This is a genomic window from Psychrobacillus lasiicapitis (assembly GCF_006861795.1).
Classification (GTDB): domain Bacteria; phylum Bacillota; class Bacilli; order Bacillales_A; family Planococcaceae; genus Psychrobacillus; species Psychrobacillus lasiicapitis.
On sequence record NZ_VDGH01000004.1, the window covers coordinates 119,668 to 138,387 of the forward strand.

Sequence of the window (18,720 nt, forward strand, 5' to 3'; positions counted from 1 at the left end):
TAAATACACACCTTCATTTTAGTACAGGACCTCTTAAAAAACAAGGAGGGTACATTTTGAAAAACGTAAAACTGCTATCTATGACTCTTGAAAACTTCAAGGGAGTTAAAAATTTCTCACTAACTACAAATGGTGAAAGTGTCCGTGTTTTCGGTGACAATGCAACAGGGAAAACCTCTCTTTTCGATGCGTTCTTGTGGCTCCTATTCGATAAGGATTCACAAAACAAAAAGGACTTTGCAATAAAGTCATTAGACGCTGCTGGAGATGAAGCGCATAACCTAAATCATACAGTTGAAGCTGTATTTGAAATTGACGGAACAGAAGTCACTTTGAAAAAAGTCTACTTCGAGGATTGGGTACAAAAGCGTGGTGCTGCTAATAAAGAATTTAGCGGTCACAAGACTAAATATTATATCGATGAAGTCCCGAAGAAAAAGAAAGAATACGTCGATACTGTTGCAGAAATTGTAGAGGAAGAGATATTCAAGCTTATCACTAGCCCAACGTATTTTAACGAACAAATCAAATGGCAGGATCGCCGTAAATTATTGATTGATATCTGTGGGGATATATCGGACGAAGATGTATTTGCATCGGATAACCAATTGAAAGGCTTAGAGCTAATCTTGAAAGGACGTTCACTTGAGGATCACAAGAAAGTAATTGCTGAACGTAGAAAAGCAATAAATGAAGACCTTCGAATGATTCCTGTTCGAATAGATGAGATCAACAAATCCATTCCAGAAGAAGCTATCGATATTGAAAATCTACGTGAAGAATTCATACATGTTGAAACACAAATAGATGAGAACAAAGCACTGATCAACAATATTCAAAATGGACAAGCTTTGCAATCGAAAGAATTGGAATTGAAGAAAGTCGAGAATGATATAGAAACGGTGAAGCGTACTTTTGAATCGGACACTAAGGACAAGCTTTATCAGCTGCAGGCGAAGCTACAAGAGGAACAAGGAAACTTGAAAATCCTTGAGATGAAGGTTGCTGAGCATAATCGTGCAACTGAATATGCTAATAGCAATATAAAACTCATTGAAGAAGACTTAGTCAAATTACGTAGCGATTGGACAGAGGTTGATAGTAGCCTGTTTGAACATGTTGATGCATGCGTTTGCCCAACTTGTGATCAAGAGCTACCAACAGATCAAGTAGAAGCTGCACGTCAAAAAGCGCTTGAATCATTTAACGCAAAAAAGGCTACCAATTTGTCGGAAATTGATAGCAAAGGTAAAGCTCTTGCTCAAAAGAAGAATCAGTTCCATGAAGAAATCAAAATGATCACATCAAAAATTGAAAAAACTGAGGGTATTCGTAGTGAGAAAACAAAACAGATAGAGAAACTTGCTAGTGAGATAGACTCGCTAAAAAGTAGTTTAAAAGATGTTTCCGAATCACCTGAATACAACAAGTTTATGAACCTTAGACAAGCTTTAGAACAAGAAACTGCAACTATTAAAAATCAGTCTGTAAAGGCTGTACAAGATATCAAAGATGCCAATGCGCAACTGGAAGCGAAGAAGCGTGAGTTGAATGCAGAAATAGCGAAGTATGCAAACATCGATAATCTGAAAGCTCGTATCACTGAGTATGAGGATCAAGAGGAAATGCTCACTAAAGAGCATCAAAAGCTCGAGCACCAGTTGTTTTTAACAGAAGAATTCACCCGCCGAAAAGTGGATCTCTTAACTGAAAAGATTAACGCTAAATTCAAATTAGCCCGTTTTAAATTGTTTGATAACCAAATCAATGGCGGTCTCCAAGAAGTATGTGAAACAACGTATAACGGGGTTCCATATAGCTCATTAAACAATGCAATGCGAATCAATGCAGGATTGGATATCATCGAAGCCTTATCAAATCATTTCGGCATTGTAGCGCCGATATTCGTGGACAATGCAGAAGCTGTTACTAAGCTGAATGAAATAGATGCACAGATTATTAGTTTGGTAGTTTCCGAACAGGACAAGCAACTGCGCGTTGAATCAAAAGATAATGACGATTCAATGGTCCTGAACATGGAGGTTGTCTGATATGCCTGAAACAGTTGTGATCAAAGTAGAATCTTGCGCTGGGTGGGAAGGTTTACGCAGAGAACGACTTCTTATTACCGGTTCTGAGGTGATGGATGTTGGACCATTAAGCGAATGTCCAGAGGATGCAATATTAGAACGTGATTTAGTTGGTCCTATTTACTTCGTGCATCTTTTTGAAAGAATAATCAAAGATCACAACGGCAAAAAAGTCAAATTCGAGTACGAAGAAGTTGAGGATTTCGATTGAACTGTACTCCAAATTGGAAAGATCTCAAACTTTCAAATCAGTGCGGAGTTTGCATTCATTATGAACGAAAAGTAAAAGAGAAAAAACAGACCGCTCGAGGACATTGTCTTCTTAGAAATATATATAAACAACGAACAGAATCATGCTTGAAATTCCAAGCGAAGGAGATGTGAATATGACAGACAAAGAGAAGTTGAAAGAAGCCCAAGACTTTATCAAATATCTTTATTTGTCAATGGGAGCAAGCGCGGAAGGTGATTTTCAACTATGGCATGAAACAAAGAAATACGTTACCAAATACAACCTCATGAATGGAGATAAAAAATAATGACTACTCAAAATCAAGAAGTAGCTTTAATCCAGAAAGATATTACGGACGAAGTCAATAAGAGTCTAGAAAGGCTACAAGAAGGTGGTTTAGTACTACCACCCAATTACAACCACAGTAACGCTCTAAAAAGCGCATTCTTTGCACTAAGTAATAATTCGGGTGGGAACCTTTTAAGTGTTTGCTCAAAAGCATCCGTAGCCAACGCATTACTGGACATGGTTACACAGGGGTTAAGCCCAGCTAAAACGCAATGTTATTTCATCAAATACGGAGACGTATGTAAATTAAATCGTTCTTACTTCGGGACACAGGCGGTATTAAAGCGATTATCCAATGTTAAAGATATCTGGGCAAACGTAATCTTTGAAGGTGATGAATTTCTTTATGAAATAGAAGATGGTCGTGACAAATTTGTGAGCCATGGAACTAAGTTCGAGAACAGAGATAACAATATATTAGGTGCTTATGCAATTATCAAAACAAATGAAGACGAGTTGCTATTGACGGTAATGACGAAAAAAGAGATTGATACAGCGTGGAGCCAAGGAAAGACAAAAAATGTCCAAGATAAATTCCCGCAAGAAATGGCGAAACGTACTGTCATTAATAGAGCTGCTAAAGCCTTCATTAATACGAGTGATGATAGTGATTTATTAATAGAATCTATCAATAATACAACTGAAAACGAGTATGAAGAAAGAAAAGAAATTAATCCGCAACATGAAGTTGATGAGAATGCAAATACCGAAGAGTTGGATATTAAGCCGGACAAGCCAATCATCGAAATGCCTGTTGAGAATACCAACTCTGAACCAGAACCCGAGCCTGTGACTGTACAGAAACAAGAACCTGCACCATCACAACAAACTGTTAATAACGGACCTACTTGGTAATGATTGAGATTCAAACATTAGCTACTGGAAGCACAGGAAACTGCTATTACGTGACGGATGGGGTAACCCCCATCTTGATCGAGTGCGGTATCTCATTCAAAAAGATACAACGGAAATTAAACTTTGAAACATTAGATATTGCAGCTTGTTTAGTGACACATGAGCATAAAGATCATTGTGCTGGAATAAGTGGTGTATTAGGTGCAGGAATTAGATGCTACATGTCACGAGGAACAAAAATAGCGATTGGTATCAATCACCATCGAATTAAGACAGTCGAAAATAAAAAACAATTCATTATCGGTACATGGACCATATTGCCATTCGATGTACAGCATGATGTAGCTGAGCCGTTCGGGTTCCTCTTGGTAAATCAAAAAGGGGACAAGCTTCTCTTCGCTACAGACACGTATTACATCAAATATCGATTCAGTGGTATTACTCATTTGATGATTGAATGTAACTACTGTCAATCGGTATTGGATCTAAACGAACAGGCTGGCCGTATTCATCCATCGATGAGAAAACGTGTCATGCAGTCGCATTTTAGCATGGAGAATGTACTCGAATTTTTGAAAGCAAACGATTTATCCAAGCTACAAGAAATATGGTTGCTGCATCTTTCAGATACTAATAGTGATGAATTTCTAATAAGACAAGAAGTTGCTAGAGCCACAGGTAAATTGATTCATATTCCATGACAGGAGGAAGTGTAATGGCAAGACCTAGAAAGCAGGGGCTGGATTACTTTCCACTTGATGTAGATATCGACCAAGATGACAAAATCCAGTTGGTTGAAGCCGTACATGGACCAGTCGGGTTTGCAATAGTAATCAAATTATTAATGCGCATTTATAAAGACGGTTATTACTCTAAGTGGACAGAAACGGAACAATTACTCTTCTCGAAGAGAGTTAATGTTGACATTAACTTAATTAATGTATGCATTAATGATTGTGTAAAGTGGGATTTGTTCGACAAGAAAGTGTTCGAATCCCATGCTGTTCTTACATCCAGTGGAATACAAAAGAGGTTTTTAGAAGCTGTAGGACGTAGGCAAAAAGTTGAAATGGTGCAAGAATACCTACTTTTAGAGTCGAAAGACATTATTGCGTACAAAAACCTAACGACTAGGAGTATTAATGTAAACATTAACTTGATTAATGTCGACATTAATCCCCAAAGCATAGCAAAGCATAGTAAAGAAAAGAATAGTAAAGAACAGCATACTACGGAAAGTAAAAATGTAGTTGTTGATGATCATCCAAAAAGTAATGAAATGAATAATAATGATTTCGCTAAAATCACTCAATTTTATCAAGAGAACATAGGTCCTTTAGTTCCTCATATCGGGGAAGAGTTAGGCTACATGATTGATACACATCCGGTAGAGCTAATCTTAGAAGCTTTTAAAAGAGCACTAGAGGCTAATGCAACCAACAAGGTTAGATATGCTAACTCTATTTTAATCAACTGGAAGAACCAATTATTAAAAACATTAGACGATGTGAAGGCTGCTGATCAACGTAGAGCAAACTCTTCACCTAAGAAAAATACTATGAGATCGGAAATGGTTCCTGATTGGTTTGGGAAAGAGGACAAGCCTACAGCACCAGTTGAAGAAAATGTAGATATTGCAACAGAACGCGAGAAGTTACTAAAAGACTTAGGGAGGCTGAACAAGAATGACTGAGAAAGTGAAATTGACGCAGGAACAGGATGCTAGATTAAAAGAAATGATGATGGATGTCATGTATTCGAAAAATTCTATCCTGTTGCAACAAGCGAAGGGATGGAGATGTGCATCTAATGTTTGTTTGAACACACTTTCGTTAGGACAATTGGCAAGGGTTTTATTTGAACCAAACAGTTACGAAGTCGAACCGCAGTTCAAACCGGGGGATATGGTTATGGTTCGTTGGATGAATAAAGATAAAGAACAACTATACGAAATACTCAAAGTAAATTTTGTTGAAGGTGCAGCTTATGAAGTTGAAATTACAGGTGAATTTGGCTTCAATGTAGCACCAGTAAGTATAGTTCGTCAGGCTACTCCAGAAGAAATCAAAACTGAAAAAGAACGCCTACTGTGGAAGAAGATTGGTCGTAAGGTTGGAGAGTTTCATGTAGGAGATATCACGTTAGATCAAAACTACTATCCTATCAGAGTGGTGAACGTTGAAATGGCAAAAACATTCTATCAACAAAGCAAAAGAATAGGCTTCTACCCAGCCGAATCTTTTATCAGCTTCGAGGAGGTCGATTCTGAATGATCAAAAAGCCTATTAAACTATCACGAGAATCGGAGCGATTGGTACTCATTCGTGAATTACAAATCCGCGGGATCCAAGAAAATAACGATGGACAGGCTTTAGAAAACCTCGATTACTTTTCACTACTGAGTATGCTTGCACTTAAAAAGGCGGTGGAGTCCTAATGTGGAATCGTGAAGGCTATACAAACACCAAGTCCAAGTCTCAGAAAGAAGTTAAACAGGATGCACGAATCATTAATGTGATTGAATCCTGTGATGTCACTTTAAAGGATCCCCATGAAATTGCTTTTGTGGTGTCAAAGCGTCGTGGGTTCGAAGAGTATAAACAAGTAGTACGGCAAACCAATAATTTTAATCGAAAAAATTACAGTCTCACACCTTATTCAGAAAGCTTGATAACATCGATGTTCGGAGGTTGGTAATATGACTCCAGGAGAACGGAAAAGGTTGAAACAAGAGCGTACCAAACTGAAAGGCTATCGTAGTCAGTTAATTGCCATGAAGGAATATGTACCAAATATGGATGAACTGATGGGTGATAATAAAATGTTAATGGAGTTTTTCGAGAGTGGGAAAGCTGCTGAATTAAAGGCTAATTCAACCATAAAACCAAGTAAACAAACTGAAAAAGTAAGTAAAACTACGAAGGTTAAAAAAGAGTTAACGGTGGAGACGTTCCTTGAACTGAAAATTAAAGGGTTAAGTGATCGAAAAATAATGGCCGATTTCGGGATGAGCTCCAATAAGTTAACTAGTTGGAAAAAAGCAAATGACCTTGTAGGTGTAAGTAAAGCTGCATATCAAGAAAAATTAGATAAGGGGGAAGGTAAGATGGCGGCAGTAGTGACGGAAGTGAAAACGGATGGCATGGAGGAATTACAAAAAGTCATTCAAAAGCTGAAAAGTAAAATTGGAACGTACGAACATGCAAGACAGGATACTCTTGAACGTTTACGAAACTACGAGGAGCAAACACAAGCTTCAGACATTAAAATTCAACAGTTAGAAGCAAGTTTAGAAGAATCTCGAGGAAATGTATCAAAATACAAAGAAGTGGCTGAAATCGCAAATAAAGCGGAAAGACAAGCTATCGAGGATTTGATTGTTTATCAAAATGATTATCGAAAGTTGGAAGTCGATTTTCGCAATCAATCAAGTGAAGTTGCTCGAGTAAATGAAATGCTTGAAAAGTTGAAGTATACAACCCAAATTAACGTTTGGTTGATGAAACAACATATAGGTTTTGTGGAACAAGCTGATGAGATGTCGGAGGTGTTTAGTCGATGAATCTTTCTAAGCTTTTCGAAACACAAAAAGTGCTAGATGAACGGATCATGGAGCAACACCCTGAACTTAGAGGTCAGAATAATCTGGATTGGAAGATACTCGCTTTGCAAGTGGAACTTGGCGAGTGTGCAAATGAATGGCGAGGGTTTAAAAAGTGGAGTAATGACCAAGAGCCAAGAAATTTCAATATTCCATGTCATGCTTGCAAAGGTAGAGGATACTTCGGAATGGAGTACAGCGATGAATATGAACCTTGCTTGTATTGTGATGAAACTGGAATTCAAGAAAAAAATCCACTTCTTGTGGAATATGTAGACTGCTTGCATTTCATCTTGTCGATTGGATTGGAACTGGATGTAACAGAGTATTACGCAGATGTAGTTAACTTCAATATTGGCTCCAGAACTAAAAAGTCGGAACCGCAACAATGTTTTAAAGACATGTTCATAAAAGTAGCACTAATTTCTACATTGCCGGTTGAGGATGAATTCGTGGAAATGCTAAGTTCATTTACTACATTAGGAGACTCCTTAGGCTTTACGGAAGAACTGATTGAACTTGCTTATTTTGAGAAAAACAAAATCAATCACGAACGCCAAGCAAATGGCTACTAGGATGTGACCCATATTGCAAATTACAACGCTTTTCAAATACTCAGACCGCCATAGGCTTGTCATTTGTGGAAACTTGAGCAAGAAAGAAATTCGTGAATACAAATTGCAAGGCTGGATCAAAGAACCACCTATAGAACCTATCGTAATACAAAATAAACACGGTATAGCCGTAGATAACTGGAGGAGACATTCATGAAACAGATCATCGACTTAAATGCATTCGCAGGTGGCGCTTTAGCTGAAAAAGTAAACATTGAGTTACAAAAGGCTTTGGACAATATTGCTGATCCGAACACGGACCACAAGAAAGCTAGAAAGGTAGCTGTAACCATCACGCTAAAAGCTAACGAAAAACGTAACCTTGCAAACGTGATTATTGATACAAAATCGACACTTGTGCCAGCTGTCGGCGTTGAGACGGAATTAATCATCGATTACACACCAGATGGATCAGTTACTGGTGCTGAATTGAAATCCGGCATACCTGGACAAGCATTCATTAGTGATAATGGGGAAATTTTGGACGATAAAGGCCAACCGCTTCCTGCAGAAGAACCTACGAATAAAAAAGTAGTTCAGTTTAAATAAAATCTATCAATCTATTAAACCAAAAACTATAAAACGAAAAGAGGAAATTATTATGTTAAAAGAATTCACTCAGTATGTATTAGATTTAGTACGCCCGGAGCTTGTTGAAACAGGAGGTAACACTTATTCAACACGCAGCCTTAATCGTTTGAATGTTGAGCATGACGTTAATTCAATTAATGTCCGTAGCTTATCGGGACTTGTTGATTATGTGAAATCGAATTTTGATCATGAACGTCCAGTGATGATTCACGTAGAGTCACCAACGAAAGTCAATGTGTTTGATGCTTTGAATGACGTGAACGATCGTCGTACTTATGTTAAAGCTGGGGCACTTCTTCCGAGCATTACATTTGAACAATTTGTTGATCGCGAGAAATTCCAAATCATGCTGCAGGCTTGCTTTGTTGCTAATCCGGATAAAGAACAGGTGCTCAAAGTAGTTAGCGCTATTATCGAAGAAAATTCCGTACAAACACAAGATGATGGCGTAACGCAACGAGTAACAGCAAAAACAGGCGTGGCTACTGTAGGGAATGTAAACGTCCCGAACCCAGTGACTTTAAAACCATTCCGTACGTTTGCAGAGGTATCACAGCCAGAGTCTGAATTCGTTCTACGACTTAAAGAAGGTGGTCGTGTCGGATTATTCGAAGCTGACGGTGGGGCGTGGGAACTTAATGCGATGGCAAACATTGCAACTTATCTTGAAGAAGCTTTAGCGGAAGAAATTGAAACAAAAAAAGTATATATCATCGACTAATTGTGAGGGGCCTCGTGCCCCTTTCATTATAAGGGAGTGGCAACATGGCGGAGACAAAGACTAAATATAACAGTAAAAAAATCGAGCTCGATGGGCACGTATTTGACTCGAAGGCAGAAGCCAAATATTACGAATTATTGAAGTTACAGCAGGCACAAGAAAAGATATTGTTCTTTCGATTGCAACCTCGATATGAATTGCAAGCTAGCTTCAAGAAAAACGACAAGCTGCACAGAAAAATCGAATATGTTGCTGACTTCGAGGTTCATCATTTAGACGGATCCATTGAAACAATAGACGTTAAAGGTTTTGAAACAACCGATTTTGCAATAAAGCGCAAGCTCTTTGAAAAGAAATTTCCTCACAAACTCTCCGTTCTTGCGTTCAGCCAAATCGATGGTGGATGGATTGAAACAGATAAATTGAAAAAGGCTAGAAAGGAACGGAAGAAGGCAAAAAATCTACCGTCACAGTAAACACAAAAGCTGAGCAAAGGAAGCGTGCATAAATATTAAAAGAAAAAAAGGAGTAATTCCTGCGCAAAAGGTTAATCACTCCTAACTACAAATCTATATTTGGGCAAATTTAAACAAAGAGAGTCTTTATATCTCTAGACAATTGGACTTAACATCTTAAGTAGAATAGAAGCATTTACGTTTATTTGTGTGCCTCCTGCTAAAGTTTGCAGTGTAACTCCTGCGGCAGAAGTATGATTCCTAAGTGTAAGAAAATCGCCGGATGCTATAGAAATTATTACTTGACCATTGTTTTGTTGAGTTCCAGCTCCTGAACCATAAACTGATTGGGTAACAGGTGCACCATTTAAAAATAGTGTGAATTGGTTAGGTTCGACACCTGATACGATGAAAGAAACTTCGTAGATTCCTGGTGTGGTAACAAAAATTTGAGAGGTTCCAGGAACGTGCGTAATTCCAGGTGTAACTATACCTGTTGAATCGAAAATAATATCAGCCTCTAAAGCTACAACCTGAGCACTTAGATTATATATATATCCGTATTCACATAATCCGTTACAGCTTAGTGGGGGTCTTACTGGAATAGCACCAGGAATTCCACAGAGTTCAACAGCAGTGAATGGTCCCATTTGTTTTCCACATATGCAGGTACATTTATTGCAGTTACTACAGTTATCCATTTTTCCACCTCCATTTTAAGTATTGTATTCATTTATAAAATGGAGTAAAGGGCGATTGGCTACAATTAATTTATAATTTAAACTTCATTAATTATGTTCTGTTTTTCAGGAAATTGGTAACTGGGTTTCCATGATTAATATAATGGTTACTGCACAGTTCGTAGAAACGGTGCAGAAGACACATATTGTGCAAAAATTAGTTGCATAGAGAGCAAAACGGCATGTCGAGGAAATAGACTGGGAAAAAGTCACTATTGTACAAATTGAATTGTCTTATTAATGAACAGTTAGACCAGTAGTTATATGAAGCCTTTAAACATCAAAAAAAGACCTTCTTTATGAAGGTCAAGATTATTTGTTATCTAGAGGCTTTAATTCCAAATCAATATTCGTCAGTAATAATGCGTCTTTCAATAATTCAATATCAATAAGAATTTGTTCTTTTATATGCACATGGGGACATTTGTTATAGTCTTCTACTAAACGGTAAAATTCTTGAGCAACCAACTTCATCGGTGCTATCTCCTTCTGTTTAGTTCTGTTTTTCACAGTATGAACTAAAGTAAAGTGAATTGATATAGTTTTTAAAAATAAAGGACATCTCCCTTAGAGAATATAAAACATATCAGACACTAACGAAAGTCCGATCCATGTGGTAGCACAATACACAGTTGAGATTATTTGCACCGACTGGAGTTCAAGATTTCTTCTTACGGTATTCCTTTATAAAAATAAAATAAATAAAGGTACTGTATGGAAGAGCAATAGCGGCGAATATTAGAAGAATATGAATTATATTCAATAGGTCACCTCGTTTGAATTAAAAACAACAGAACCTAGATCGGCAAAAATCAACAGAGCTTCCTAAGAACTGCTTTCGGTTCTGTGTATGCATTATTAGCAAATGAATTTAGATTTATACTTCACAGTTCGTAGATTAGGTGTAGTTATGTGATAGAGAAAAAAATGCAAGTAGGAAATAATCCCACTTGCTCTACTATTTATTAATCATTGGGGAAACACTCCAATGCATCGATGGAATAATATTTTGGTTTAACATTTTGGCAAATTTTAATGCTGCCTCTTTATCTAAAAAAGTTTTATCCACTTGGCTGTTTGATGACTTTAAAACCTCTGTTGTTCCGTTTATATTTCGTGTAATTACGAACATGGCACAACTCCTTGTTGAGACATCAATAATTAGTTCTTGTAAGTTTATTGTCACATATTGTCTAAATATTGGATACAGATTTAGATGAAATGAAATGTATTTGTAAACATATGTCCTATTATTAGGAGTAATATTTATTCTTTTGAACTAGAAATTAGAAAAAATACGGTGTAAACGATCCTCATTAAAGGAGTAGGGAAATGATTATTACTTCAAAGTTTACAGAGGAACAGGAAATTCAGTTTTTAAGATTAATTCGTCCTAACATTGTAGAAATTTTAAGAGAAAAGAAGGGGGTTGCTACGCTCATTCGATTTAACGATCAACAGTATGTCGTTCAGCATCCTTCACATATGAGAAGTAATCAAAATTTGAAGAAGAAAGCGAAGTGAAAGAATGAGTTTTGTAGATGAATTACAAAAAGAACACAAAAACGCAATAATTGCGCACGCTTTAGAAATTGCGGAGAAAGTTGAACCTACACTTCGAGAATCAGCAAGCAAAGGATATACAGGGAGTACATTTAGTTTGGAAGGTAGAGATGATGCTCACATTCTTAAAGACTCTTTGTTTCTTGAAAGCTTGGAAACCCTATTAGATGGTTGTGAAGTAAAAATCATAAAAGATGAATATACAAACATTCTACTCAACAGAAAATTTTATAAGTCCAAGTTGTATATTGGCTGGGCGAAGAGCAAGGAGGCATTAGATGATTAACCGTGTCGTGTTAGTTGGAAGGCTCACGAAGGATCCGGAATTAAGGTACACTCCTTCAGGTGTAGCAATGGCAAGGTTCATACTTGCTGTGAATCGTACATTTACGAATCAACAAGGCGAAAAAGAAGCTGACTTCATCAATTGTCTTGTGTGGAGAAAACAGGCGGAGAATGCAGCTAACTATTTAAGAAAAGGAAGTTTAGCAGGTGTTGAAGGACGTATTCAAACAGGCAGTTACGAGGGGCAGGATGGCAAGCGTGTTTATACAACTGACGTTGTTGCGGATAGCGTTCAATACCTTGAACCAAGGAATGGACAGGCTTCGCCAAACAATAGCACTACAGGACAAACTCTAGAACATCAGAGGAGAAGTTCGGAGTATCAACAACCACAAACACAACCAAACTACACTAGAGTGGATGAAGATCCTTTTGTTAATAGTTCGGGTCCAGTTGAAGTACTGGATGATGATTTGCCATTTTGATGATTGAAATGACTCAGTTAAGTTGGAAAGGAACCAATAATGGCCTTAAAGATAATAATTGTAATTTTACTTTTGATCTCATACTACGACACAATATCGATTACTAAACCGAATAAGACTCAAACACAGTTTGTTAAAACGGATGCGTTTTGGGCGGTTCTACACACTATCGCATATGGAATAGCTGTTGGATATGTTTTGTTTATGTAAATCAGAAACAATAGGGGTGAAGTGAGTGGAAATCATAAAAAACTACGTAGATCTTTGCAGAAAGATTGATATTATAGAAACCCAGCTGTTGCAAGTGGAAATTGATTTAAAGTACTGGTTTGGTAGGGGAGAATTGCCATTTACCGGTACAGGTGCTGATGATTTTGGGGTAATTGCATCCATTGGGAACATACAGGATTTGCATGACAAGAAGCATCGTTTGCAGAAAATGTTGGATTTTTATTTGGATATAAAGAAGGAAACTGAGGATAAAATCAATCGGCTTGAAGGATTGCAGTACCAGGTCGCTCGAATGAAATACTTAGAGAACAAAACTTACAAGGAAATTGCAAAAGAATTAAAAATGAATTACAGCTACATTCGTAGAGTTGCTTCAAAAAGTAACAATGAGGTAACAATTAATTTGCAAAATCCAATAACTTAATTATAATTGAAACAAAGAGACCACGTGCACGCTTGTGGTGGTGTAGGTAATATACAAACTTCATATATTTATATAAGGCTCCTGCGTGAAGTAGGGGTCTTTTTGTCAAATTTTAGTGACTAACATAACCTTCCATAATATAATGAGTTGGGAGGGGAATGTTTTGAAAGAGTATGTAAAAACGGGATTTATCATTCTAATAGGTATATTTGTTGTTCTATTTATTTGGTTAAAATTAATAGACTTAGCATTTACAGACGATAAAGATATATTTTTAGAGGCGATAGGATTAATAGGGACTGTTGTAGGTGGCGTAATATCAGGGGGATTAACTTTAATTGGTGTTAAACTAACCCTAGATTACTATACTAAATCAGAAAAGGTTGACCAGTATCCAATAAAAATACGAAAAATACATCGTTTAAATAACAGGCTAAAAAATTTAAGTAACTATTTAATGAAATATGAAGTAAGAGATGTGAAATTTATAAAAAAAGAAATTGATTATTTATTAGATGAAGCCTCCGAAATTGATTCATTGATATTTTCTAATATCGTTTCAATTGAAAGTAAAATAACAAATTATTTAATTCCAAAACATGATGAATGTATAGGAAAGGATGAGACAGGTAATAAGGTCTTCTATCCTTCCCCTGATTATCTTGAAGTACAACTATCTACAGTAGATTTGATAGATTCTATCGCCAAACATCTAATAAAATTCAAGAGTAAATACCAAAGAGATTTAAATAAATATATAAATTAGAGTCTGCACAACACGCGCAGTCTTTTTTTAGTCGTAAAAGCAAATAGTATTATCGGGTGATTGCAAAACACTCAAATATTGGAGGTGGCAGGTGATGTAAGATGGCTGAAAACTATATCAACGCAGAAAAAGATTATATGGCAGGCATGAAGTATAAGGACATTGCTGAAAAATACGATGTATCCATTAACACCGTGAAGTCTTGGAAAACTAGACACAAATGGTCAAAGGATGCAACCCGAAAAAGTGTGCACACAAAAACAAAAAGTGTGCATACAAAAAAAGAAGTGATAGAGCCTGTTATCCTATCGGATGAATTGACCGATAAGCAGAGGCTTTTTTGTATTTATTACATTAAGTATTTCAATGCTACAAAGGCATATCAGAAGGCTTATGATTGCGCTTATACAACAGCGATGGTCGAGGGACATAGACATCTAAGAAACCCTAAGATTATTCCAGAAATTAACCGGATGAAAAAAGAAGTGGCAGACGGCTTAATGATAGATGCAAGCATGGTGCTTCAAAAATACATTGATATTGCTCTGGCTGACATTACAGATTTTCTGAAGTTTGGTAGAGAGGAAGAAATAATCTATAGCGAAGATGGTTTCCCTGAAATAGACGCTAATGGAAATGTAAAAACACACGCATATAATTATATTCACTTGAATGATTCTCGCGAAATAGACGGAACATTACTTACAGAAGTTAAACAAGGTCGAGATGGTATTACAGTGAAGTTGGCGGACAAGATGAAGGCAATGGAAGTGTTGGCCAAGTACACCGATTTAATTCCAGATCACTTCAAACGTCAACTTGAAGAAGAAAAACTTAAAATTGCTCATCATAAAGCATTTGGAGCAAATGAGCTAGAAGAGTTTGAAGATGATGGTTTCAATGATGCATTAAACGCTACAACTTCGGAGGTGTGGGGCGATGTCGACACTAACACCGAAGAATCCTAAGACTCGTTATCTTTCGTTTTTTACCGAAAAGAGTGAGTACAAAAAGAAGCCAGCACCATTCAAATTTAAGACGTTTTCTAAGAAACAGAAGCAAGTATTAACCTGGTGGCGTGATGGTTCTCCAATGAAGGATATGGACGGTATCATTTGTGATGGATCCGTACGTGCCGGTAAAACAGTTGTTATGTCCCTTTCATACGTTATGTGGGCAATGGACACTTTTAAAGATGTTAACTTAGGGATGGCCGGTAAAACGATTGGCTCATTTCGAAGAAACGTAGTCACTCCTTTGAAACGCATGCTTAAATCACGGGGTTATATCGTAAAGGACCATCGTTCAGATAACATGATCTCCATTACATATAAAGGAGTCACCAATTACTTTTATGTGTTTGGAGGGAAGGATGAAAGTTCACAAGACCTCATTCAAGGGATTACGCTTGCTGGGATGTTTTTTGATGAAGTTGCATTGATGCCTCAATCCTTTGTCAATCAAGCGACGGCCCGTTGTTCGGTAGAAGGTTCTAAACTATGGTTCAACTGCAACCCGGAAGGACCATATCATTGGTTCAAGGTTGAGTTTATCGACAAAATGAAAGAAAAGAAGTTGTTCCAGTTGCATTTTACGATGGAGGACAATCTTTCTTTATCTTTGGAAGTGAAAGAGCGTTATAGCCGTTTATATACAGGAATATTCTATCAGCGCTATATTTTAGGGCTGTGGGTACTAGCAGAAGGCGTTATTTATGATTTATTCAACCGTGACGAGCATGTTAGACCAACAATCGACCGTCCCTATTCTAAATATTATGTGTCCGTAGACTATGGCACTCAGAACCCTACCGTCTTTGGACTGTGGGGTTTTTGTGATGGAGTTTGGTATAAGGTCAAGGAAAAACACCATAGTGGTCGTGATGGCACACAGAAGACAGATAGTGAGTATAGCTCTGACTTGAAAGAATTCTTGAACGGTATTAAAGCAAAAGTCATTGTTGACCCGTCAGCAGCTTCTTTTAAAGCGCAACTGAAAAAAGATGGGTTTAACGTGATCGACGCTAAAAATGATGTCGTCAACGGGATCCGTAAAGTAGCAAGTTCATTGAAGAATAATCTGATTAAATATAACGATTGCTGTATAGAGACGTTCCGGGAATTTGCATCTTACATTTGGGACGAGAAGGCAGCGAAACGCGGTGAAGAAAAACCGAAAAAAACTAATGACCACCATATGGACTCTGATAGATATTTTGTTAATACGGTTCTGTTTGGTCAATTAAAAGCGAAGATCGGCAACAAAGCGAAATTAGGATTGAGGTGATGAAATGGCTATTATTCGAGACAGGGATTTAATCGAGGATATAAATGACATTCCCGTTGTTCTGATTGCGAACTGTATTAAAGATCATCAAGCAGGACTAGAACGATTAAATAAACTCGAAGATTACTACAAGGGCAAACATACAAAAATTCTAGAGCGTGAACTTGGCGGAGAGGATAAGGGGTTGCCCAACAATAAATTGGTTGCTAACCATGCAAAGTACATTACCGACATTGCTACTGGATACGTGTTCGGTAAGCCTATCAAGTATGAAGGTAAGCAAATAGAAGCGATAAAGGATGCCTATGAGGTAATTGATATTGTTTCCCATGATTCCGAGTTATCGAAAGACTTATCTATTTTCGGTATAGGTTTAGAGCTTTATTTTATGTCTAGCGATGATGAACCGATACCTAAAGCTACAGTAATAGATCCACGACAAATATTTCTTGTAGTAGACGATACAGTCGAGTACAAATCATTATTTGGCGTGCATTACTACGAAAAGAAAGACATTGAAAACAAACCTGTTGGATGGAAAATTAACGTCTACACAAAGGATTTAGTCGTTTCCTATCAAGGGAAGAATTTAAATGAGTTTGATATGGTCGATATAAAGCAACATTATTTCGGTGACGTCCCCGTTGTAGAGTTTTGGAATAACGAAGAACAACAAGGTGATTTTGAACAACAAATCAGTTTGATAGATGCGTATAACCTTCTACAATCTGACCGTGTTAATGATAAAGAGCAATTAGTAGATGCACTTCTTAAAGTTGTCGGAGTTTCTTTTGGAGACACTGAGGAAGAGCAATCAGCTACTGCTAGAATGCTAAAAAAGCATAAGATTCTTGAGTTGCCTGATAATGCGGATGCGGAATGGTTAGTAAAACAACTTAATGAAACAGAAGTAGAAGTGTTGAAAGATGCAATTAAGTCGGATATCCATGAATTTTCGATGGTTCCAGCCATGACCGATGAAAACTTTGCAGCTAATGCTAGTGGAGTGGCCATGAAATATAAGTTGTTTGGAATGGAGCAATTAGCTGTCATTAAGGAGCGCTATTATATCCAAGGATTACGTGAGCGTTTGAAGCTATTTGCCAACATACTGAAGGTAAAAGCAAAAGCGGTGGATGTATCCGATACGATTATCACCATGATTCGAAATCTACCGGAAAATGATTTGACTATTCAAGAACTTGTATCGCTTATCGGACTTGTTAGTAACGAAACACTCCTTTCCCTTCTTCCATTTGTTGAAGATGCAACAGAAGAAATTAAGAAGCTTAAAAAACAACTCAAGGAAGATCTGGAACGCACTCAGAAAGAGTTCGGTTATCCAATGGATTCACCGGAGGATGTGACGGGCGATGAAGAAGAGGAATAATAAGTATTGGGATAAACGAGCAATGGAACGTATGGCTGAGTATCACCGTGATGTTGATACCACTGTCCGAACTGTAACAAATGCTTACGATAAAGGACAGAAGGATATTCAAGTTGAGATAGATAAGATATTCAACACGTTCGGCAAGAATGGACAATTAAGTCCTGAACAAGCGAAAAAAGTACTTAACCAACGTATTCCCAATCCCATGCTTAAGCTAGCGAAGAAAGCATATCCAAAGATAAAAGACGAGAAAATTCGTCGATGGTTACTTAACAGAATGAATGCACCTGCTTATCGTGCTAGAATCACTCGATTAGAAGCTTTAAAAGAACAAGCCTACCTACAATCCAAAATTATTGCTGACGTCGAAATAAGCGCAAGTAATAAAGGTTATATGCGAACGATAAACAACGCTTATTATCGGACAATGTTCGATGTGCATAGGGGCTTAAGAGTCGGATTCGATTTCGCAACTTTGCCTAACCAAGTGATACAAATGATCTTAAAGAACCCTTGGAGTGGCAAGCAATTTTCTCAGCGTGTTTGGGCTAATACAGAACAGTTGGCAGAACAAATAACGAAAGTGATTACTGCAGGTTTCATGGGTGGCGTAGGAATTCAAAAAATGACCAATGAATTATCGGAACGAATGAATGTAGGTAAGCATGTAGCCAATCGGCTTATTCGTACTGAAACAACCTATATGGCCAATGCTGCCGAAATGGAAAGCTACTTAGAAGCTGAAATCGACGAATACATGTTCATTGCTACACTGGATTTAAAAACCTCTAAACAGTGCCAACAGCAAGATAAGAAAGTGTATAAAACAAAAGATGCAAAGCCAGGTGTCAATATGCCTCCGATGCATTCTTTTTGTCGTTCAACCACACGTGCTTATTTTGGTCCTGATACTCTCAAAAATATTCAACGTAGAGCAAGGAATCCGATTACAGGTAAGAATGAGTTAGTTCCAGCGAGTATGGCTTATCCTCAATGGTATGAAAAGTATGTTCAAGCGGCTTAAATTGAATGTATACCAT

Annotated in this window: 26 protein-coding genes; 23 read left to right on the top strand and 3 right to left on the bottom strand. The window is 37.4% G+C overall.

Annotated features, from left to right (window positions below; all coding sequences use genetic code 11):
• The first annotated feature begins 56 nt into the window (after positions 1–56).
• The 14 genes from FG382_RS07855 to FG382_RS07910 all read left to right on the top strand — a co-directional run bounded on the left by FG382_RS07855 (position 57) and on the right by FG382_RS07910 (position 9,528).
• The gene (locus tag FG382_RS07855) at positions 57–2,051 is read left to right on the top strand and encodes an AAA family ATPase (protein WP_142538346.1); all 1,995 of its coding nucleotides are present in this window, start codon (positions 57–59) and stop codon (positions 2,049–2,051) included.
• A gap of 1 nt (position 2,052) precedes the next feature.
• Complete coding sequence (locus FG382_RS07860) at positions 2,053–2,301, top strand: hypothetical protein (RefSeq protein ID WP_142538347.1); 249 nt, start codon at positions 2,053–2,055, stop codon at positions 2,299–2,301.
• A 175-nt stretch (positions 2,302–2,476) separates the two neighbouring features.
• Positions 2,477–2,629: a hypothetical protein gene (locus tag FG382_RS22560; protein ID WP_170206469.1), complete on the top strand. Its 153-nt coding sequence runs from the start codon at positions 2,477–2,479 to the stop codon at positions 2,627–2,629.
• Positions 2,629–3,525 carry a recombinase RecT gene (locus FG382_RS07865; protein WP_142538348.1) on the top strand — a complete coding sequence of 299 codons (897 nt, stop codon included), beginning with the start codon at positions 2,629–2,631 and terminating at the stop codon, positions 3,523–3,525. Before FG382_RS22560 ends, FG382_RS07865 begins: the two co-directional genes overlap by 1 nt.
• On the top strand, positions 3,525–4,226 hold the full coding sequence (locus tag FG382_RS07870) for an MBL fold metallo-hydrolase (protein ID WP_142538349.1): 702 nt from the start codon (positions 3,525–3,527) through the stop codon (positions 4,224–4,226). The genes FG382_RS07865 and FG382_RS07870 overlap by 1 nt, the downstream gene beginning before the upstream one ends.
• A 14-nt stretch (positions 4,227–4,240) precedes the next feature.
• On the top strand, positions 4,241–5,218 hold the full coding sequence (locus tag FG382_RS07875; protein ID WP_142538350.1) for a Lin1244/Lin1753 domain-containing protein: 978 nt from the start codon (positions 4,241–4,243) through the stop codon (positions 5,216–5,218).
• The gene (locus FG382_RS07880) at positions 5,211–5,798 is read left to right on the top strand and encodes a hypothetical protein (protein ID WP_142538351.1); all 588 of its coding nucleotides are present in this window, start codon (positions 5,211–5,213) and stop codon (positions 5,796–5,798) included. The genes FG382_RS07875 and FG382_RS07880 overlap by 8 nt, the downstream gene beginning before the upstream one ends.
• Positions 5,795–5,962: a hypothetical protein gene (locus tag FG382_RS22565; protein WP_170206470.1), complete on the top strand. Its 168-nt coding sequence runs from the start codon at positions 5,795–5,797 to the stop codon at positions 5,960–5,962. The genes FG382_RS07880 and FG382_RS22565 overlap by 4 nt, the downstream gene beginning before the upstream one ends.
• Complete coding sequence (locus FG382_RS07885; RefSeq protein WP_142538352.1) at positions 5,962–6,222, top strand: hypothetical protein; 261 nt, start codon at positions 5,962–5,964, stop codon at positions 6,220–6,222. Before FG382_RS22565 ends, FG382_RS07885 begins: the two co-directional genes overlap by 1 nt.
• A 1-nt stretch (position 6,223) precedes the next feature.
• Positions 6,224–7,087, top strand: coding sequence for a hypothetical protein (locus FG382_RS07890; protein WP_142538353.1), 864 nt, complete (start codon positions 6,224–6,226; stop codon positions 7,085–7,087).
• Positions 7,084–7,701, top strand: coding sequence for a dUTP diphosphatase (locus FG382_RS07895; RefSeq protein ID WP_142538354.1), 618 nt, complete (start codon positions 7,084–7,086; stop codon positions 7,699–7,701). Before FG382_RS07890 ends, FG382_RS07895 begins: the two co-directional genes overlap by 4 nt.
• A gap of 192 nt (positions 7,702–7,893) precedes the next feature.
• Positions 7,894–8,289 (top strand): replication terminator protein, encoded by a 396-nt coding sequence (locus FG382_RS07900; protein WP_142538355.1) that lies wholly within the window; start codon positions 7,894–7,896, stop codon positions 8,287–8,289.
• Between the two features lie 52 nt (positions 8,290–8,341).
• On the top strand, positions 8,342–9,052 hold the full coding sequence (locus FG382_RS07905; protein WP_142538356.1) for a hypothetical protein: 711 nt from the start codon (positions 8,342–8,344) through the stop codon (positions 9,050–9,052).
• Between the two features lie 44 nt (positions 9,053–9,096).
• Positions 9,097–9,528 carry a DUF1064 domain-containing protein gene (locus FG382_RS07910; RefSeq protein ID WP_142538357.1) on the top strand — a complete coding sequence of 144 codons (432 nt, stop codon included), beginning with the start codon at positions 9,097–9,099 and terminating at the stop codon, positions 9,526–9,528.
• A 134-nt stretch (positions 9,529–9,662) separates the two neighbouring features.
• Here FG382_RS07910 and FG382_RS07915 read toward each other — a convergent pair whose 3' ends face one another.
• From FG382_RS07915 to FG382_RS22575, 3 genes are all read right to left on the bottom strand, one after another.
• The gene (locus FG382_RS07915) at positions 9,663–10,208 is read right to left on the bottom strand and encodes a collagen-like protein (RefSeq protein WP_142538358.1); all 546 of its coding nucleotides are present in this window, start codon (positions 10,206–10,208) and stop codon (positions 9,663–9,665) included.
• 351 nt (positions 10,209–10,559) lie between these two features.
• On the bottom strand, positions 10,560–10,721 hold the full coding sequence (locus tag FG382_RS22570) for a hypothetical protein (RefSeq protein WP_170206471.1): 162 nt from the start codon (positions 10,719–10,721) through the stop codon (positions 10,560–10,562).
• 484 nt (positions 10,722–11,205) lie between these two features.
• Positions 11,206–11,379 carry a hypothetical protein gene (locus FG382_RS22575; RefSeq protein WP_170206472.1) on the bottom strand — a complete coding sequence of 58 codons (174 nt, stop codon included), beginning with the start codon at positions 11,377–11,379 and terminating at the stop codon, positions 11,206–11,208.
• A gap of 200 nt (positions 11,380–11,579) precedes the next feature.
• Here FG382_RS22575 and FG382_RS07920 point away from each other — a divergent pair, with 200 nt between their 5' ends.
• The 9 genes from FG382_RS07920 to FG382_RS07960 all read left to right on the top strand — a co-directional run bounded on the left by FG382_RS07920 (position 11,580) and on the right by FG382_RS07960 (position 18,704).
• A complete protein-coding gene (locus FG382_RS07920; RefSeq protein ID WP_142538359.1) occupies positions 11,580–11,771 on the top strand; it encodes a hypothetical protein in 192 nt (63 codons plus the stop codon).
• 4 nt (positions 11,772–11,775) lie between these two features.
• The gene (locus FG382_RS07925; protein WP_142538360.1) at positions 11,776–12,096 is read left to right on the top strand and encodes a hypothetical protein; all 321 of its coding nucleotides are present in this window, start codon (positions 11,776–11,778) and stop codon (positions 12,094–12,096) included.
• Entirely contained in the window at positions 12,089–12,580 is a 492-nt protein-coding gene (gene ssb / locus FG382_RS07930; protein WP_142538361.1) for a single-stranded DNA-binding protein, read from the top strand. The genes FG382_RS07925 and ssb overlap by 8 nt, the downstream gene beginning before the upstream one ends.
• A 235-nt stretch (positions 12,581–12,815) precedes the next feature.
• Complete coding sequence (locus FG382_RS07935) at positions 12,816–13,235, top strand: RNA polymerase sigma factor sigma-70 region 4 domain-containing protein (protein WP_142538362.1); 420 nt, start codon at positions 12,816–12,818, stop codon at positions 13,233–13,235.
• 163 nt (positions 13,236–13,398) lie between these two features.
• A complete protein-coding gene (locus FG382_RS07940) occupies positions 13,399–14,001 on the top strand; it encodes a hypothetical protein (RefSeq protein WP_142538363.1) in 603 nt (200 codons plus the stop codon).
• Between the two features lie 101 nt (positions 14,002–14,102).
• On the top strand, positions 14,103–14,969 hold the full coding sequence (locus tag FG382_RS07945) for a terminase small subunit (protein WP_142538364.1): 867 nt from the start codon (positions 14,103–14,105) through the stop codon (positions 14,967–14,969).
• A complete protein-coding gene (locus FG382_RS07950; protein WP_142538365.1) occupies positions 14,941–16,287 on the top strand; it encodes a PBSX family phage terminase large subunit in 1,347 nt (448 codons plus the stop codon). Before FG382_RS07945 ends, FG382_RS07950 begins: the two co-directional genes overlap by 29 nt.
• 4 nt (positions 16,288–16,291) lie before the next feature.
• Entirely contained in the window at positions 16,292–17,677 is a 1,386-nt protein-coding gene (locus tag FG382_RS07955) for a phage portal protein (protein ID WP_142538366.1), read from the top strand.
• Positions 17,661–18,704 (top strand): minor capsid protein, encoded by a 1,044-nt coding sequence (locus FG382_RS07960; protein WP_142538367.1) that lies wholly within the window; start codon positions 17,661–17,663, stop codon positions 18,702–18,704. Before FG382_RS07955 ends, FG382_RS07960 begins: the two co-directional genes overlap by 17 nt.
• The last annotated feature ends 16 nt before the right edge of the window (positions 18,705–18,720 follow it).

Coding starts and splice junctions, on each gene's coding strand:
- FG382_RS07860 (WP_142538347.1), top strand. CDS start 2,053: ATGCCTGAAACAGTTGTGATCAAAGTAGAATCTTGCGCTGGGTGGGAA.
- FG382_RS22560 (WP_170206469.1), top strand. CDS start 2,477: ATGACAGACAAAGAGAAGTTGAAAGAAGCCCAAGACTTTATCAAATAT.
- FG382_RS07865 (WP_142538348.1), top strand. CDS start 2,629: ATGACTACTCAAAATCAAGAAGTAGCTTTAATCCAGAAAGATATTACG.
- FG382_RS07870 (WP_142538349.1), top strand. CDS start 3,525: ATGATTGAGATTCAAACATTAGCTACTGGAAGCACAGGAAACTGCTAT.
- FG382_RS07875 (WP_142538350.1), top strand. CDS start 4,241: ATGGCAAGACCTAGAAAGCAGGGGCTGGATTACTTTCCACTTGATGTA.
- FG382_RS07880 (WP_142538351.1), top strand. CDS start 5,211: ATGACTGAGAAAGTGAAATTGACGCAGGAACAGGATGCTAGATTAAAA.
- FG382_RS22565 (WP_170206470.1), top strand. CDS start 5,795: ATGATCAAAAAGCCTATTAAACTATCACGAGAATCGGAGCGATTGGTA.
- FG382_RS07885 (WP_142538352.1), top strand. CDS start 5,962: ATGTGGAATCGTGAAGGCTATACAAACACCAAGTCCAAGTCTCAGAAA.
- FG382_RS07890 (WP_142538353.1), top strand. CDS start 6,224: ATGACTCCAGGAGAACGGAAAAGGTTGAAACAAGAGCGTACCAAACTG.
- FG382_RS07895 (WP_142538354.1), top strand. CDS start 7,084: ATGAATCTTTCTAAGCTTTTCGAAACACAAAAAGTGCTAGATGAACGG.
- FG382_RS07900 (WP_142538355.1), top strand. CDS start 7,894: ATGAAACAGATCATCGACTTAAATGCATTCGCAGGTGGCGCTTTAGCT.
- FG382_RS07905 (WP_142538356.1), top strand. CDS start 8,342: ATGTTAAAAGAATTCACTCAGTATGTATTAGATTTAGTACGCCCGGAG.
- FG382_RS07910 (WP_142538357.1), top strand. CDS start 9,097: ATGGCGGAGACAAAGACTAAATATAACAGTAAAAAAATCGAGCTCGAT.
- FG382_RS07915 (WP_142538358.1), bottom strand. CDS start 10,208: ATGGATAACTGTAGTAACTGCAATAAATGTACCTGCATATGTGGAAAA.
- FG382_RS22570 (WP_170206471.1), bottom strand. CDS start 10,721: ATGAAGTTGGTTGCTCAAGAATTTTACCGTTTAGTAGAAGACTATAAC.
- FG382_RS22575 (WP_170206472.1), bottom strand. CDS start 11,379: ATGTTCGTAATTACACGAAATATAAACGGAACAACAGAGGTTTTAAAG.
- FG382_RS07920 (WP_142538359.1), top strand. CDS start 11,580: ATGATTATTACTTCAAAGTTTACAGAGGAACAGGAAATTCAGTTTTTA.
- FG382_RS07925 (WP_142538360.1), top strand. CDS start 11,776: ATGAGTTTTGTAGATGAATTACAAAAAGAACACAAAAACGCAATAATT.
- ssb (WP_142538361.1), top strand. CDS start 12,089: ATGATTAACCGTGTCGTGTTAGTTGGAAGGCTCACGAAGGATCCGGAA.
- FG382_RS07945 (WP_142538364.1), top strand. CDS start 14,103: ATGGCTGAAAACTATATCAACGCAGAAAAAGATTATATGGCAGGCATG.
- FG382_RS07950 (WP_142538365.1), top strand. CDS start 14,941: ATGTCGACACTAACACCGAAGAATCCTAAGACTCGTTATCTTTCGTTT.
- FG382_RS07955 (WP_142538366.1), top strand. CDS start 16,292: ATGGCTATTATTCGAGACAGGGATTTAATCGAGGATATAAATGACATT.
- FG382_RS07960 (WP_142538367.1), top strand. CDS start 17,661: ATGAAGAAGAGGAATAATAAGTATTGGGATAAACGAGCAATGGAACGT.